This is a genomic window from Candidatus Micrarchaeia archaeon, from assembly GCA_041653315.1.
Lineage (GTDB): Archaea > Micrarchaeota > Micrarchaeia > Anstonellales > JAHKLY01 > JAHKLY01.
This window is the reverse complement of record JBAZFO010000029.1, coordinates 1-14,567: the sequence shown is the minus strand read 5'-3', so window position 1 is coordinate 14,567 and position 14,567 is coordinate 1. Positions and strand designations below refer to the sequence as shown.

Below are 14,567 nucleotides of genomic sequence, written 5' to 3'. Positions count from 1 at the left end.
TGTTAACCCTATATTATTTAAGATTTTGATAGTATTATCCATATTATAATATTTACTTCTGTCTTTTTAAATCTTATTATTACTCTACACTTTAGGGGGGGAAGTATTTAAATATAAGTTAATACACAATAATTAATGTAATAACACAAAAGAGGGGGGAGAGAATGAGAAGATATAAAAAAAATCTAATAAATGGAATGGAAGTAAGAAATCCAATTAAAGAATTTGGTATGAAATTAGCTGGAGAAGTAAAAATGGTTTTTGATTTAGTTGTAAATCATCCAGTAGAAGCCTTTTTTGCATTATCATTAACTGTAGGGTCTGTTTTTGCATCACCTAATGAAGCAGATGGAACAGCAAGTTTTAGAAAAATAGGTGTACCATTAATTATTCCTGGGATGACAACAGGCGAAACAATAAAAACAACCATGCTAGTAAGTTCTCCTATAACAGAAGCCAATAGTTCTGTATATGCTTTCTATTTAAAACAAGGTGATTTTCAATTAGGAGAAATTTGTTTTGCAGTAGAAGCAGAAGAAGGAATAATAAATGCAGGTTTACTTATAGATGTTTCTTCAAATAAATCTTTATCCGCACAAACAGGAATAGATGTTAAAGTATCAAACAACATATTTACAGGTTTAACTTATAATTTTGAACAATTAAAAGGTATAGTTGCATCTTTAAGAGCAGAAGTATTAAATGATCATATAACTATATATGGGTCAACTCCAACATCAAACTTTGATCCAATGTTAGGGGCATCATTTAATTTATGGGATAGAGCAACAGTTCAAGCAGCAACAAATACAGTAAATAAGGTATTTTTGAAAGCTTCAACAGATTTAAATACAAAAATAGGGGTTTTTACACCAGAAATGAAAATTATTTTAGAAGAAGGAAAGAAACCCGAATTCAATCCATCTGTTACTTGGACTCCTTAATTTTTTTTATTTTTTTATAGTATTTAAGAAATTTAGTATTTATGTTATAAAAATTATAAAATTATTTTGTACAGACTATATAAAATCTAGTATTATTAGTGTAATGTGTATATTCTTCTAATTCACTTCTAACTTCCCAATTGAATTTCTCTTCTCTATCTGCACCTAGATTTAATTTAACTTTAATTTTTTTGAATAATTCTTCTAATTCGAGTATTAATAAATCATAATCATCGTTTGAAACATCATCTGAGTTTCTTCTGAAAAAAGAAGAATCGCATGAAAAATAAAAATTACAATTATTTTTTAAAACTCTATGTATTTCTTGAAAGAATCTAATCTCAAGTTCATCTGGTTGCTGGATATATAAATTTGGTTGAAGCATATGACAGTGAATTTCATAAATTGATTCATCATCTAATGGTAACGGGGTATTTATAATATCTAATACTTCAAAATTATAATGTGAACTATTAATTCTTTTTTTAAATCTGTTTTTTAATTTTTCAATTTTATTAACTATCTTTAGCAGGTTAAAACCAACTGATTTATCAGTTGGATACAACCTGCACTTTTTCTAAAGTATTTTTAATCTTTAATACTTTTTACTCCTTAGCGACGCACAAGCGCGAAGCGCTTGTACATACACATCGTCGCTGGAGCTGAGTATATGAATAGTGGGAACTTTACAAATAAAAACCATTGCATTGGATTAAATCAGTACCATTTTGAGTTTTGTCCAAAATATAGATATAAATCTTTAAGAAGTCAGCATGTAAAAGACTTCTTAAAATCTGTTTTTTATGAGATTGCTGATAAATATAAAATGATTATTCATACCTTAGCAATTGAAAATGATCACGTGCATTTATTCACAACAATACCAGTTAATATGTCAGTTTCAAAAGCTTTTCAGCTTTTGAAAGGAATATCTGCTTATAAAATTTTTAGAAAATTTACTGGTTTTCAATTAAGATATTTAAAAAGACACTTCTGGTCAAGAGGTTATTTTTACAGAAGTGTCAGTAATGTAACTTCTTCTGCAATAAACAATTATATTAATAATCAAGATACAAACAAACTTAATGAAACAATAGAAAATTTAAGAGATGAACCAAATCAATTAGGATTATTAAATTTTTATTAAAACACAAAACAGAAACCCACACCTTTAGGTGTGGGAGTATTCATTTTCTCCATTTTTTTTGCTGTTTGTCCTATAAAATGAGTTGGTAATTTTTTAGGGTGTTTTTTAAAAGTTTCAAAATAATTTTCATTCTTTTTAATCATAAATGAAGCTAAATAAAACATTCCATAAACTGCTGTTGAAACTCCTATTAAAATATAAAAAATTACAAATATTTTTGATATTTCTAAAGTAGGAACTAAATCTCCATAACCTATTGTTGAAATTGTTATGGTAGCCCAATAAAATGAATCAATCCAAGTCCACCCCTCTATATAATGCATAAAACTAGCGCCGATAGTAATAATAATTAAAATTAAACACACTATGAATAAAATATTTGTTGGTGGTCGCTCCATATTCAGTTTAAAGTAAAAAGGTTTATATTCTTTTTCAATATTTTTAAACTCTATTTAAGCTCAATACCTTTTTTGTCTATTGAAAAACTAACTGGAGTTAAAGTATGGTCTGCAGTTCTGTTTTTTATTATATTTAAATGCCTTTTACCTGTATTTTCATCTTTTACTAATTTTATTACTCCATCACATATAAATTCTGTAAATGAATCTCTTGATAAATTATTTTTACCTTGGGGAATCTCAGCTATTATTAAAGAAGTATTATCATATTTTTTAATTTTTGAAAGCAATCCCATAACTGCACCAATAGTTAATACTTCTTGAGATAATTTTAATTGATCTAAATTAACATTTAACAAATGTGCTAATTCTAATCCGGCTGCTACTTCTGCAAACAAGCTTAAAACAGATAATGAATCTAAAACAATTCTTTTTGGATTGTGTGTTTTTACCTCTTTACTTATTGATTCTATTACGTGCACAACATGAGTAGAAGGCATATCAAAATTAATAATTTTTAATTGATCATTTTTTATATATTTTTCAAATTCCCACCCAAAATTATTAGACTGCTCCATTATTACATCTTTGTTTTCTTCAAAGGAAATTAAAAGAACTTTTTCTTTATTTTTTAATCCATCATATAAAAATTGTAATCCTAAAATAGATTTGCCTGTTCCAGGCCCACCAGTAATTAAAGTTGCAGAATTATTTACATAACCTCCGCCCAAACATTTATCAAAATTTTTAATACCACTTGATATAAATTTCATTTTTTATCACCTTTTTGTTTTTCTTTTTTTGGTGGACTAATTATTGATAATATTATTTCTAATATTGCAATTATAATACCTATCCATACATAAGTTAAAAATCCTATTGCCATAGGAAGTATAAAAGTAATAATTGACGTTTTCTTTTTAAGTGCATATTCTTTGTATCTATATGCAGCAATTAATGATAAAATTATTAATACTAACCAAAGTAGATCACAGAAAATCCAATTATCTATTACTATAAATAATCCCGTACATCCATGTCTTAATGAAAAATTAAAATTAAAAAATCCCTCTGAATCTTCACCAAATAAAGGATTATCTTCCCATAACCAAAAAATAGAAGTTTCATTTGTTTCATTTTGATTATTTGGAATTAAACCATTGTCATCTTCATCTTCCTCTTCACATCCTGGTCCTACACAACCATAACATCTTCCATCATCACAAGTTCCTCCACAGCAATCTGAACTAGAATTACAAGGTAAAGTAGGAATACATCCCCTTACACAAACTCCATCAATACAATCTAAATCTTCACAACAATCTGAGGTATCAATACATCCAGTTTCTCTTTCTGGAATACAGGGGATACATAAACCATCAGTTGTATTACAAGTATAATCTCCACAGCATCTTAAATCAGATCTGCATAAATCTACTCCTGGCACTGCGCAATCGCATTTTCCTCCATAACAATCTAAACCTGCGCAGCACTGTGAAGTATTAGTACATGAAATATTTTGTTCAAAACATTCAACACAAATTAGATCATCAGGATGACACCAATCTGAACAACAGCAATCAGGATCATAAACATCTAAACCCATGTGACAATCTTTAGTTGGATCACATGTTTCATTTGTATTTGCACAAATACCCACTGCAGGAAGACAACCATTATAAAACAAACCAGAGCTATCTTTATAATTACACGAAGTTGTATCATGAAAATTAAATGTAAAAGGTTCGCTAGAAATTATAAAATCATCATCAGGTAAAGTTGGCATTGAAGTTGCATTTTTATTTGGTATATGAGGAATTGTTACATTACATTCTCCATTAATATCTGTATTACAAGTATATGTTACTACCTCTTCTCTGTCCGTTTCCCCAAAATCTGGATGTGAAATTGAAAAACTTATGCCTTGAGCTGGAATAATAGTATCTTTTTCAAAAACTCTTACTTTTACTGTAACATCATCTAGATATACTCCTGTTGAACAACCTTCACAAATATTTATACACTCTTCATCAATCCATTCACACATAGTTTCAGAATTACAATTTGATTCAGTTGTTTTAGTAGAACAATTTATTTCTGCACAAGGATAATAAATATTATAATCTAAATCTTTAAGATCACACGAATCACAAAATTCAGTTATATTAGATTCTGTGATTGTATATGACTCATAATCTGAATCAAATTCACTTTTTGTTGCTTCAAAATCATAAGTATTGGGATATAAAGAAGTTGAAAAATATATTTTTCCTTCCTCATTTGTTTCACCAGAAACATCTTCACCATCGACTTCAATTTCAACACCAGCTTCATTATTTCTATTATTATCTTTAACAAGAAGTTCCCATTCTGCTTTTAAATTATATGGATCAGTTGTATTACAAGACACAGAAACCCATATTATATCTAAATACTTTCTACTATGACTACAATCTTCAACTGTTATATCTTCCATTAATATTGGAGATTCTTGCAAACCAAATTCATCTTCATAAGAAGATTGAACTGCGCAAACGAAATTATTTCTTACACTTGAAGAGGTTATTAAATTTGGAGAACATAATTCATCAGTATAATTCCAACCATCTCTTGTTTCATTATCAGTTGGTTCATTAATAAAAGTATGATTTAAATCTAATAAATCCATTGCGCCTGTGGTATTATTATACCAAACAAAAGTTATATTAAGATATTCAGAAGTATTAGAATATCCTCTTGCACAGCATTGTAACTTATCATTAGGGCAAACATTTCCTTCATTTAGATCATTTATTATTAAATTTGAAACACCCGGGTCTGTACATTCTCCAGCTTCTATTTCAATAGGAGTTGGATCAGATAAATATATATGGTCAATTCCACAATATTCAATAGCAAAAATTATTCCTAATACCAATAAAAACATAAGAAAAATGTATTTTTTCATAGCGCATATTAAGAAGATGAGTTTTTAAAATGTTTCTGTGTAAAATGTGTCTATGGACTTTCAGAGTATAGAGGAGAAATGGCAAAAAATTTGGGAAAAAAACAAAATTGCTTTTACTGAACCTAATGAAAAAGAAAAATTTATGCTTATTTTCGCTTATCCATATCCAACTGGATTTTTACATACAGGACATATGAGAGGATACTCATATGCAGATGCAATTATAAGATTTAAAAAATTACAAGGCAAAAACGTATCTTTCCCAATTGGATTGCATGTAACTGGAAATGGAGCAATTGCAAAAGCCCAAAAAATAACAGAAGGAGATAACGAATATATTAATTATTTAAAAGAAGCAGGGGTTTCAGATAAAAATTTAGAATTAATGAAAAATCCCGAAGGTTATGCAGAATTTTTTGGAAATAATTACTTAAACACATTTAAAAAATTTGGATTAATTTTAGATACAAGAAGTTTTGTTAAAACAATAGATCCAATTTATAAAAAATTTATTACATGGCAGTTTCATAAATTAAATGAAAAAGAATTATTAATACAAAAACCTTATTATGCAACTTTCTGTGTAAATTGCGGACCAGTAGCAGTTGATCCTTCAGAAGCAGATATTTCAAAAGGAGGAAAGGCTGAGAAAAATGAATATGTATTATTAAAATTTAAATTTAAAAACCAAGATAAAGAAATGTTTATTATAGCTGCTACTTTAAGACCTGAAACTGTTTTTGGGCAAACAAATCTATGGATAGACCCAAATCAAGAGTATTCAATAATACAAGTTGAAAATGAACCTTGGATATGTTCAAAACAATGTGCTGAAAAAATTAAATATCAAAAAGAAGACACAAGAGAACTTGGAATGATAAAAGGAAGTGAAATGATTGGAAAATATATTGAAGCACCAATGATTCATAAAGAAATTATTATTTTACCTTCTAAATTCTGTGATCCATCAGTAGGAACTGGTATTGTAACATCAGTACCTTCAGATGCTCCGCATGATTGGATGGGATTATATGATTTACAAAATAATAAAGAATTATGTGAATCATATAATTTAAATTGGGAAAAAATAAAAGAAATTAAAGTAATACCTATAATTAATACTCCTGGATTTAAAGAATCTCCAGCAGTTGAAATATGTGAAAAATTAGGAATTAAAAATCAAGAAGACCCAAAATTAGAAGAAGCTAAAAAAGAAGTATATAAAACAGGATTTTATTCAGGAACAATGAAAGAAATATCTGGAAAATACAAAGGAATGAAAGTAGAAGAAGCAAAAGATAAAATAAAAGAAGAAATGATTTCTATTGGAGATGCAGATATTTTTTATGATTTATCTGAAGAAGTTATATGCAGATGCGGGGGGAGAGTTGTTATTAAAAAAGTAGATAATCAATGGTTCATTGATTATGGAAAAGATTGGTTAAATGAACAAGCAGTTGAACATTCTAAATCAATGAATATTCAACCGCAGGAATATTCAAATAATATAATTAATACTTTAGAATGGTTTAAAGAAAGACCATGTGCAAGATTAGGAAGATGGATGGGAACTACTTTCCCATTTGATAATAAATATACTATTGAAGCAATTTCAGATTCTACTTTATATCCAATATTTTACTTAGTTTCAAAATATCAAAAAGAAATAAAAAATCCAGATTGGCTTTCATTAGAATTTTTTGATTATGTTTTCTTAAATAAAGGAAGTATTAATACAGCATCTATGGGAGGAATGCCAAGAGAATTAATATCTGAAATAAAAAGAAATATTGAATATTGGTATCCATTAGATATTAATTTAGGAGGTAAAGAACATAAAACAGTTCATTTTCCTCCTTTTATAAAAAATCATATTGCTATATTACCTAAAGAAAAATGGCCAAAAGGCATTTATGTTAATTATTGGATAACAGGAAAAGGTGGAGATAAGTTATCAAAATCTAAAGGCGGGGTTTTACCAGTTCCAAAAGTTTTAGAAAAATACGGGGCAGACCCAATGAGATTATTTTATGCTAATGTTTCAGCCCCATATATTGATGTTGAATTTGATGAAATTGAAATTGAAAAATATAAACAAAGATTAGAAAAAATATATTTTTGGTTTGAAGATTTGAATAATACTCCATTAGAAATAAAACCTAAAAGAATTGATAATTGGCTTCAAAATAGAATTAATTATTATATTAATCAATATTCTTTGTATATTGATACTTTTGAATTAAAAAAAGCAACAGATATTGCTTTTTATAATATTTTTACAGATATTGACTGGTATATAAAAAGAAAAGGAAGAAATAAAGCTTTATTACAAGAAACTGTAAGAACCATTGTTAAATTAATATCTCCATTTACCCCGCATTTTGCTGAAGAAATTTGGCATGAAGTTTTAAAAGAAAACTCATTAGTTTGTGAATCTACTTTACCTAAAATTAAAGAAATTAAAATTAATTCTATAGATGATGAAGATTATTTAAAACAAGTGATAGAAGATATACAAGAAATACAAAAATTAACTGAAATAGACAAGCCAACAATGATAAAAATATTTATTTCAGATAATTGGAAATGGGAATTGATAAAAACTGCATTAGAGATGGATAAAATAGATATAAGCGCTTTAATGAAAAAAGCAGATGAAATAGATAAATTAAAAGAGCATAAAAAAGATATTGCTGGATTTTTAAAAAGAAATCAGAAAAAAATAATAACTTATAAAAATATAGTTCCATTACCAGAATTTGATATACTTACAGAAGCGCAGGATTTCCTAAAAGAGCGCTTTAATTGTGAAATAGAAATTTATTTAGAAAAAGAATCAGAGGATTCCAAAGCGCAGTCTTCATTACCAATGAAACCTGCTATAAAATTGATGTAAAATAAAATTTAAAACAAGATAAATTTATGTTATTAATAGTGGATATTCAGATACATTTTTAAATATTTCTTATTATTATTAATTTATACAAACAAAAAGAGGTAATTATATGGATTTTAAACGCAACTTAATTAAAGAGATCTTAACTAATCCTTCAGGTATAAAAATTGTTTTAGAAGAAAAAATTAATAACTTAGATTGTGATTTAACTACTGAAGATAAAACACAAATAGAACTATGGAAAAGAGAAAATGGAGAAAAAATAATAACAGAAGTTAAAAAAGGTGGGTTTAACCCATTTAATGTTAAAGCAGATAGTGTATTTGTAGATTTATTAACAGATTCAGGAACTTCCACCACCCATATAACACAAAAAGAAATAATAACTGATTGGAAAGAACATGTTAGTGATATCTTAACGTATTCTTATGCAAGATCACCAGCAAGAACAACATTAGATTTAGCTATAAAAGAAATCTTTGGAAAACAATTTGCATTTCATCCAACATTACAAGGAAGATCAGCAGAATTTCTTTTATTAACTAGTTTAATAAATACTGGTTTGATTCCAAAAAAAAGTATTATTTTAGCTAACAGACCCTTTGATACAACAAAAGGACATATTTGTGCAAGTGGAAATAAAGTAATATGTTGCACTCCTTTAACAACTCCTGAAAGAATTAAAAAATCAAACTCTGTTTTTTTAGGAGATATACCTTTAGATAAACTAAAAAAAATATATAATGGAAATCAAGATGCAACAAAAGTAATCCTAATAACAATGACAGATAATGGGGGCGGTGGACAACCCGTTTCAATGAAAAATATAAAAGAAACTTCGGAGTTTGCAAAACAAAATGGATTAATAACTTGGATAGATGCTTGTAGAATTTTTGAAAATGCATTTTTAATAAAAATATATGAAAATGGATATGAAAATAAATCACTAATTGAAATCGTAAAAGAAATTCTTTCATATTCTGATGTAATAACTTTGAGTTTTAAAAAAATCTATTCTCATTCGGGGGGAGGAATACTTCTAAATAGAAATTCAAAATTAATTTTAGATAAAATAGATCAGATTAGAAAAGATATAAAAGAAAAAACAACTGTTTTTTATGGAAACGGATTTGACTCTTATTGTGGACTTACAGGAATAGAAATGATAGAAATAGTCTCTGGTTTAGGATTAGCAATAGATGAAAACATAATATTAGATAGAATTGCACAAACTTATGGAATTTCAAAAAAACTGACAACTGATTATCACTTTCCACATGTTGGTGGTGCACATGCAATTTATATACCTGCAAATCAAATTTTAAAAAATCTTAAAAATGAAAATTGCCCCGCAGAATATCTACAAGCAATATTGTGTGCTGCAAACGGAACAAGAGGATGTGGATTAGGGAATAGAGTTTATGGAAAATGGGTTAAAAAAGATGGAGATTGGAAATTAGTAAATTCACCAGAAATGGATTCATTAAGATATGCAATTCCCCGTTTAACATATACTTCTGGATTAATCTTTAATGGATTAGCCCCATTAGCAATTGCATATGATAGTGGCTTATTTGATAATATTATTTTTGGATTAGAAGCAAAAGATTATAACACAAAGGGGTTTTATCATTTTGGAGGACACTATGCCTTAAGATCCAAAAAAGAATTTGATAAAATAGTTTCACAAATAAAAGAAATCTGGAATGACCTCATACATTAAATCTTAAATCAATTTGATAAAAGGAATATTACCAATGAAACCTGCTATAAAATTGATGTGATTAAAAAGCGCCTTCTATTTCAGTATCAGTAAATCCTCTCTCTTTTAACTCATTTTCTATTTGCTTTTTTGAATATCCTTTATCTTTTAATTCATTGATTTTATTTTTGATAAGGGCATTTTGATATAATTCTTCAATTTTTGGGATAATTTGTGGATCTATGCCAAATGATTCTTTTAATTCATAAAATTTATTCAATAATTCACCATACCAAACTCTATCTTTACTCTGAACCTCGCATTCTTCTAAAATAATTCCCCAATTAATTTCTGCAGAATGAATAATTGAAGCAATATCTGCAGTATCATCTATTCGTTCAGTTACTGCCTTAAGAAGAATAATATCTTCATTAGACATAATATACACACATAAATTACTATATTGTTTAAGAAGTTTTGAACGCTGTATCATATTAGAAGATAAAAATAATCTATGACAAACAGAACCAACAAACAAATCAAGCCTAAATCCAGAAATATGATCCCAAATACTATTTGCTTCCATATTTACATATGCTTTTGAAATTAGATTCTGTTTTTTAAAATTCAGATTCTCTAAATTTTGTATAAATTTGTTATAAGATTCACTATCTTTAAAAAGCAGGTCTAAATCTTTTGTTGTACTTTTTTGATTTCTAAAACACATAGCTCCTCCACCTAATAAATAAACTGTTGTTTTTTCAGGAAGATTCTCTCCAATTTCATTGAAAAAATTATTAAGTTCTGTTTTTCCAAATCTTTTTTTCATTTTAAATACCTCTTAATTTTTCATAATTGGATAGAATCAAAAGAGTACTGTTTAATTCTGTTTTTAGATTTAATTGCTCTGCATATTTCCTTATTTCAATAATATTTAATTTTTTGCGATTTTTTAAATAAAAATGAGCAAGTAATGTTCTATCTTGTATTTGATATTTTGAGAATAGAATTGCATGAACAAAAGCATCATTTATATCTATTTTTCTACTCTTCTTGCCTAAATTAAAATAATAGTAATTATTTATCAAAACTGCTTCAAGACCATGATCTAATAAAAAACTTAATCCGGTTTCAGCTAAAGGAAGTTCATTTTTGGATACAACAAAACAATGTTTTCTAATTCTCTCTTTTATATCTGCTGTTTTTTCAGCCATAAATAAAGCATAAGCTTCTACAAATGATAATACTAATTGATTAGAGATATAAAAATTTTCAGTTTTGTTTATTGCACCTGCAGAGTAAAGTTTATTTAATATATTATATATCTGCTTTTTTGAACAGTCTGCTTCCAGCTCAAGAAATTTTAGATTATTATTTTGTAAAGTTATTAACACATCCAATGCAGAACCTGAAAGCCATTCTATATTACTTTCAGATATAGATTCATATAATTCTTTTAATTTTTTTGAATGCGGTTCTTTTGATTGTGATATTAGTTTTTTTGTTCCTTCTTTTATTATATCAATAAATCCTTTTTCTAATAATTTCTTTAATATTCTAGTTAAAAAACTCTTTTTTATATTTAAAGCTTCAGCTAATTCTGATGCAGAAAGTGTTTTGTTTAAATCATATATTTTAAAACATACTTTTAATTCTGCTTTAGTTAGCTTTAATTCCATATAATTATTTAGAACATGATAGTTTTTAAAGTTAACTATTATTACATTCTTTGTGTAAAATAAGTTAAATACTTCTTATGTATATTTAACTTTTATTACACTTTTTATGTAAAATAAGTTAACATTATCTTTAAACTGTTTAAATTTTGTTAAAATATATTTATCTTTCTTCATCTTTCATGAAAGGTTTGCAAATTTCCCATACTTTTTGTCCTGATTCAATAGCATCTATTAATTTTTCATGAAATTCATTGAGACTATTAGACAATTTCATTCTCCCTCTTTCTCTATCTGTTTCCTGCTGTCTTTTAATATCTTCAGCTATACCAATAAGAACTTCAACCATTTTATCATACCTCATTTTAGCAATATCTTTTCCAAGCTCTTTATTATCTTTATAACCAGATACTGAAGTTGGATGCTTCTTCCTCAACATACATATATTACGTTAAGAAATGTTTAAAAAAGAGTATCACCAATACCTTTTTAAACACAAATAACCATAATATTATTATGGCATTTAAAAGAATAAAAGAAGGTGTTAATTCAGAGATAACTAAATATAGAACTCTTTTCAAAGCAATTCCGCCTATGTCTACAATAGAAATTGAAAAAAGAAAAATGACCATACAACAAAAAGTAGACAAATATACTCCTTTAATTGAAGAAAAAATAGGGGTTACTTTAGGAGAAATAATACTTTTAGACAATAAATCAGCAGGATTAAGAACAGTTAAGCTTTTATCAAAAGCAATAAAAGAAAGTTATAAAGAAATTAGTAAAGACTCAAATAATATTATTGAATATTTAGTCACTATGGGATTTTATACTATCATTAACTTAGTAATGCTTCCCCATGCTCTTTTAATGAATTATTCAAATTGTAGTAGTTATTCAGCTACCCCTATAAATAAAAAAAATTGTATTACTTTTCCAATAGATATTATAGAAAGAATAGACATATTAGAAAACCCAGAAAAAATTGATGATGCAACTATTGTTCATGAATTATTCCATATAGCATGGGCCAGACTAGGAGGAACTTTAGATCTAACTCATGTTAAAAATACTAAAGCTTTTTTAAATTGGATAGAAGGTTTTGCAGTTTATTGCACTTTAGATCTATCTAACGAATTAAATAATAATTGGAAACAACCATTTTTTGGAAGTTATGAAAAAGGCCAAATACTTATGGATTGGGCAGTAGAAAAATATGGTAAAGAGATAATTAATCAAATCCCATTAAGTTGGGAGCATTTAGACGCCTGGTATAATATTGATGAGGATATGAATAAATAGACAATTATTTCTTAATTGTCAGTCTTATATTTTTAACAAATTTTTAATACTTGTAGAAATATCAATCATTTCTGTTTCATCTATTTTACCAATTTTTTTATTAATGTTGTTTTATCAATAACTGTTATTTGGAAAATTAATACTATTGTTTTAGTTTCTAATCCATTTTTTGTATCTGCTTCTAAAACATAAGTGTAAGGAAGGTTTGAATGTTTTTCTTTAGAAGTACAGGGTAATACAATTACTAAATCTACGTAAGATCTCTTATAATTATAGTAGGTCTTTTCTTCTTTTGTTCATGTCCTCTAGAACCACTAAAATCAGCTAACCAAATTTCTCCTTTTAATGGGTTTTTCATAAGAATCTTTCCACAGTTTCTAACGCATTTTCTTGAATGTCCTTAAAATCTCTTTTCATTTCTCTTATTTCTTCTTTTGTTGGGTTGTAGAATAATTCTTTTGTTTTAGATATTCCAATTGCAATTAAATGATCTGAATAAAATGATTTTATTTGTTTTAATTTAATTCTAGCTTCTATTTCTGTATATTCTTTTTCTAAAAAAACATATGTAGCCATTAATTCTAAGTATTTTGGATCCATCTCAGTAATTTCTTTAAATTTTTTAAGTTTTTCTTTTTCATTTTTAGAGACTTTTCCTTTTGAGGGGTTTAAATTATTATATAAATCTTGGGTTAGATCTTTAGAATAAGGTCCTCTTACATATAAAGAAAATTTGTAATTAATATCAAAACCCAGCATTTTTAATAAACAAGCTGTTTTTTGAATTATTAATTTATTCTCAAAACTGTCTAAATTTGGTTTTATTCCTAATTCGTTTAAATATATTAATAATTTATCTAATTTTTTCATTCGATTACCTCTCCTAACCATTTTTTAAATATATTAAATTCTTCCTTCCCATGATTTGTTATAAAATATTGAGTCATATTTTTATTCTCTAATTTAATTTTTTTACTTTTTATAAATCCTATTTCTTCAAGCATTTTTAAACTAGAAGCTAAACTACCATCATCAAGCTCTAAAAATGCTTTTAATTGCCTAAATACTGCACCTTCTTGGTCTAAGCTCTCTAAACTTTTTAAAATTAATATTCTCTGACGAGAAAAAAGATTAGAATTTATGGCTTTTGAATTCTCAACTAGATTTAATATTTCACCCATAGAGTATACTATTCCCTTCATCTTTTTAAGCTTTTTGGTTCATTAATTAAAACGCTAATGAATTTACTAAAAAATATTTAGTAATTATATATAATTCAGTTATTCTTTAAAAGGGTTTAAAAATTAACTCTTAGTAAGAATGATGTATGATCAAAAAAAGAGGTGAGTAAAATGAGTCAGATAATAGGAGAAACAAAAGAATTTGCAGATAGAATAAATACATTAATGCTTCAAGGAAAAACAAAAGAAATACCTCTACATATAAAAGAATTTGAAAAATTAGGATATAAAGTTTTTTATGAAATAATTCCTGAAAAAGTATATAATAATATAGATTCATTTGGAACTACACTTAATAAATTTTTTGTAAAAGG

The 14,567-nt window shown here is 26.7% G+C and carries 16 protein-coding genes; 6 read left to right on the top strand and 10 right to left on the bottom strand.

Going from position 1 to position 14,567, the window contains the following annotated elements; translation table 11 throughout:
- Positions 1-164 precede the first annotated feature (164 nt).
- A complete protein-coding gene (locus WC356_05845; protein ID MFA5382668.1) occupies positions 165-944 on the top strand; it encodes a hypothetical protein in 780 nt (259 codons plus the stop codon).
- A gap of 61 nt (positions 945-1,005) precedes the next feature.
- Here the strand turns inward: WC356_05845 and WC356_05840 are convergent, their stop codons facing one another.
- Positions 1,006-1,509 (bottom strand): hypothetical protein, encoded by a 504-nt coding sequence (locus WC356_05840; protein ID MFA5382667.1) that lies wholly within the window; start codon positions 1,507-1,509, stop codon positions 1,006-1,008.
- 105 nt (positions 1,510-1,614) lie between these two features.
- On the opposite strand from WC356_05840, the gene tnpA reads away from it, so the two are divergent.
- Positions 1,615-2,091, top strand: a complete 477-nt coding sequence (gene tnpA, locus WC356_05835; protein ID MFA5382666.1) for an IS200/IS605 family transposase — start codon at positions 1,615-1,617, stop codon at positions 2,089-2,091.
- On the opposite strand, the gene WC356_05830 is transcribed toward tnpA, so the two are convergent.
- Genes WC356_05830 through WC356_05820 form a run of 3 tightly spaced genes read right to left on the bottom strand, consistent with a single transcriptional unit; the run spans position 2,088 to position 5,436 of the window.
- Complete coding sequence (locus WC356_05830; protein MFA5382665.1) at positions 2,088-2,489, bottom strand: potassium channel family protein; 402 nt, start codon at positions 2,487-2,489, stop codon at positions 2,088-2,090. The two genes, tnpA and WC356_05830, sit on opposite strands and share 4 nt — an antisense overlap.
- Before the next feature lie 50 nt (positions 2,490-2,539).
- Positions 2,540-3,262: an ATPase domain-containing protein gene (locus WC356_05825; protein ID MFA5382664.1), complete on the bottom strand. Its 723-nt coding sequence runs from the start codon at positions 3,260-3,262 to the stop codon at positions 2,540-2,542.
- A complete protein-coding gene (locus WC356_05820; GenBank protein MFA5382663.1) occupies positions 3,259-5,436 on the bottom strand; it encodes a hypothetical protein in 2,178 nt (725 codons plus the stop codon). The genes WC356_05825 and WC356_05820 overlap by 4 nt, the downstream gene beginning before the upstream one ends.
- 52 nt (positions 5,437-5,488) lie before the next feature.
- Here WC356_05820 and leuS point away from each other — a divergent pair, with 52 nt between their 5' ends.
- Together leuS and WC356_05810 are read left to right on the top strand one after the other, a co-directional pair.
- Positions 5,489-8,332: a leucine--tRNA ligase gene (gene leuS / locus WC356_05815; protein ID MFA5382662.1), complete on the top strand. Its 2,844-nt coding sequence runs from the start codon at positions 5,489-5,491 to the stop codon at positions 8,330-8,332.
- Positions 8,333-8,441: 109 nt separating this feature from the next.
- Entirely contained in the window at positions 8,442-10,055 is a 1,614-nt protein-coding gene (locus tag WC356_05810) for a beta-eliminating lyase-related protein (GenBank protein ID MFA5382661.1), read from the top strand.
- A gap of 61 nt (positions 10,056-10,116) precedes the next feature.
- On the opposite strand, the gene WC356_05805 is transcribed toward WC356_05810, so the two are convergent.
- The 3 genes from WC356_05805 to WC356_05795 form a co-directional block, all read right to left on the bottom strand.
- Positions 10,117-10,863: a DUF6036 family nucleotidyltransferase gene (locus WC356_05805; GenBank protein MFA5382660.1), complete on the bottom strand. Its 747-nt coding sequence runs from the start codon at positions 10,861-10,863 to the stop codon at positions 10,117-10,119.
- Position 10,864: 1 nt separating this feature from the next.
- Positions 10,865-11,713 (bottom strand): helix-turn-helix domain-containing protein, encoded by an 849-nt coding sequence (locus tag WC356_05800; protein ID MFA5382659.1) that lies wholly within the window; start codon positions 11,711-11,713, stop codon positions 10,865-10,867.
- Positions 11,714-11,873: 160 nt separating this feature from the next.
- The gene (locus WC356_05795) at positions 11,874-12,149 is read right to left on the bottom strand and encodes a hypothetical protein (GenBank protein ID MFA5382658.1); all 276 of its coding nucleotides are present in this window, start codon (positions 12,147-12,149) and stop codon (positions 11,874-11,876) included.
- Between the two features lie 77 nt (positions 12,150-12,226).
- Here WC356_05795 and WC356_05790 point away from each other — a divergent pair, with 77 nt between their 5' ends.
- Positions 12,227-13,012, top strand: coding sequence for a hypothetical protein (locus WC356_05790; protein MFA5382657.1), 786 nt, complete (start codon positions 12,227-12,229; stop codon positions 13,010-13,012).
- 250 nt (positions 13,013-13,262) lie between these two features.
- On the opposite strand, the gene WC356_05785 is transcribed toward WC356_05790, so the two are convergent.
- The 3 genes from WC356_05785 to WC356_05775 are packed head-to-tail and all read right to left on the bottom strand — an operon-like array spanning position 13,263 to position 14,193.
- On the bottom strand, positions 13,263-13,370 hold the full coding sequence (locus WC356_05785) for a type II toxin-antitoxin system PemK/MazF family toxin (GenBank protein ID MFA5382656.1): 108 nt from the start codon (positions 13,368-13,370) through the stop codon (positions 13,263-13,265).
- The gene (locus tag WC356_05780) at positions 13,367-13,882 is read right to left on the bottom strand and encodes a hypothetical protein (GenBank protein ID MFA5382655.1); all 516 of its coding nucleotides are present in this window, start codon (positions 13,880-13,882) and stop codon (positions 13,367-13,369) included. The genes WC356_05785 and WC356_05780 overlap by 4 nt, the downstream gene beginning before the upstream one ends.
- The gene (locus tag WC356_05775; GenBank protein MFA5382654.1) at positions 13,879-14,193 is read right to left on the bottom strand and encodes a transcriptional regulator; all 315 of its coding nucleotides are present in this window, start codon (positions 14,191-14,193) and stop codon (positions 13,879-13,881) included. Before WC356_05775 ends, WC356_05780 begins: the two co-directional genes overlap by 4 nt.
- A 171-nt stretch (positions 14,194-14,364) precedes the next feature.
- On the opposite strand from WC356_05775, the gene WC356_05770 reads away from it, so the two are divergent.
- Positions 14,365-14,567 (top strand): hypothetical protein (locus WC356_05770; protein ID MFA5382653.1); only part of this gene is annotated, 203 nt, incomplete at its 3' end.

Excerpts from the sequence above, each read along its gene's own strand:
- WC356_05780 (MFA5382655.1), bottom strand. The coding sequence starts at position 13,882 with ATGAAAAAATTAGATAAATTATTAATATATTTAAACGAATTAGGAATA.
- WC356_05775 (MFA5382654.1), bottom strand. The coding sequence starts at position 14,193 with ATGGGTGAAATATTAAATCTAGTTGAGAATTCAAAAGCCATAAATTCT.
- WC356_05830 (MFA5382665.1), bottom strand. The coding sequence starts at position 2,489 with ATGGAGCGACCACCAACAAATATTTTATTCATAGTGTGTTTAATTTTA.
- WC356_05800 (MFA5382659.1), bottom strand. The coding sequence starts at position 11,713 with ATGGAATTAAAGCTAACTAAAGCAGAATTAAAAGTATGTTTTAAAATA.
- WC356_05810 (MFA5382661.1), top strand. The coding sequence starts at position 8,442 with ATGGATTTTAAACGCAACTTAATTAAAGAGATCTTAACTAATCCTTCA.
- WC356_05795 (MFA5382658.1), bottom strand. The coding sequence starts at position 12,149 with ATGTTGAGGAAGAAGCATCCAACTTCAGTATCTGGTTATAAAGATAAT.
- WC356_05805 (MFA5382660.1), bottom strand. The coding sequence starts at position 10,863 with ATGAAAAAAAGATTTGGAAAAACAGAACTTAATAATTTTTTCAATGAA.
- leuS (MFA5382662.1), top strand. The coding sequence starts at position 5,489 with ATGGACTTTCAGAGTATAGAGGAGAAATGGCAAAAAATTTGGGAAAAA.
- WC356_05845 (MFA5382668.1), top strand. The coding sequence starts at position 165 with ATGAGAAGATATAAAAAAAATCTAATAAATGGAATGGAAGTAAGAAAT.
- tnpA (MFA5382666.1), top strand. The coding sequence starts at position 1,615 with ATGAATAGTGGGAACTTTACAAATAAAAACCATTGCATTGGATTAAAT.
- WC356_05790 (MFA5382657.1), top strand. The coding sequence starts at position 12,227 with ATGGCATTTAAAAGAATAAAAGAAGGTGTTAATTCAGAGATAACTAAA.
- WC356_05825 (MFA5382664.1), bottom strand. The coding sequence starts at position 3,262 with ATGAAATTTATATCAAGTGGTATTAAAAATTTTGATAAATGTTTGGGC.
- WC356_05820 (MFA5382663.1), bottom strand. The coding sequence starts at position 5,436 with ATGAAAAAATACATTTTTCTTATGTTTTTATTGGTATTAGGAATAATT.
- WC356_05785 (MFA5382656.1), bottom strand. The coding sequence starts at position 13,370 with ATGAAAAACCCATTAAAAGGAGAAATTTGGTTAGCTGATTTTAGTGGT.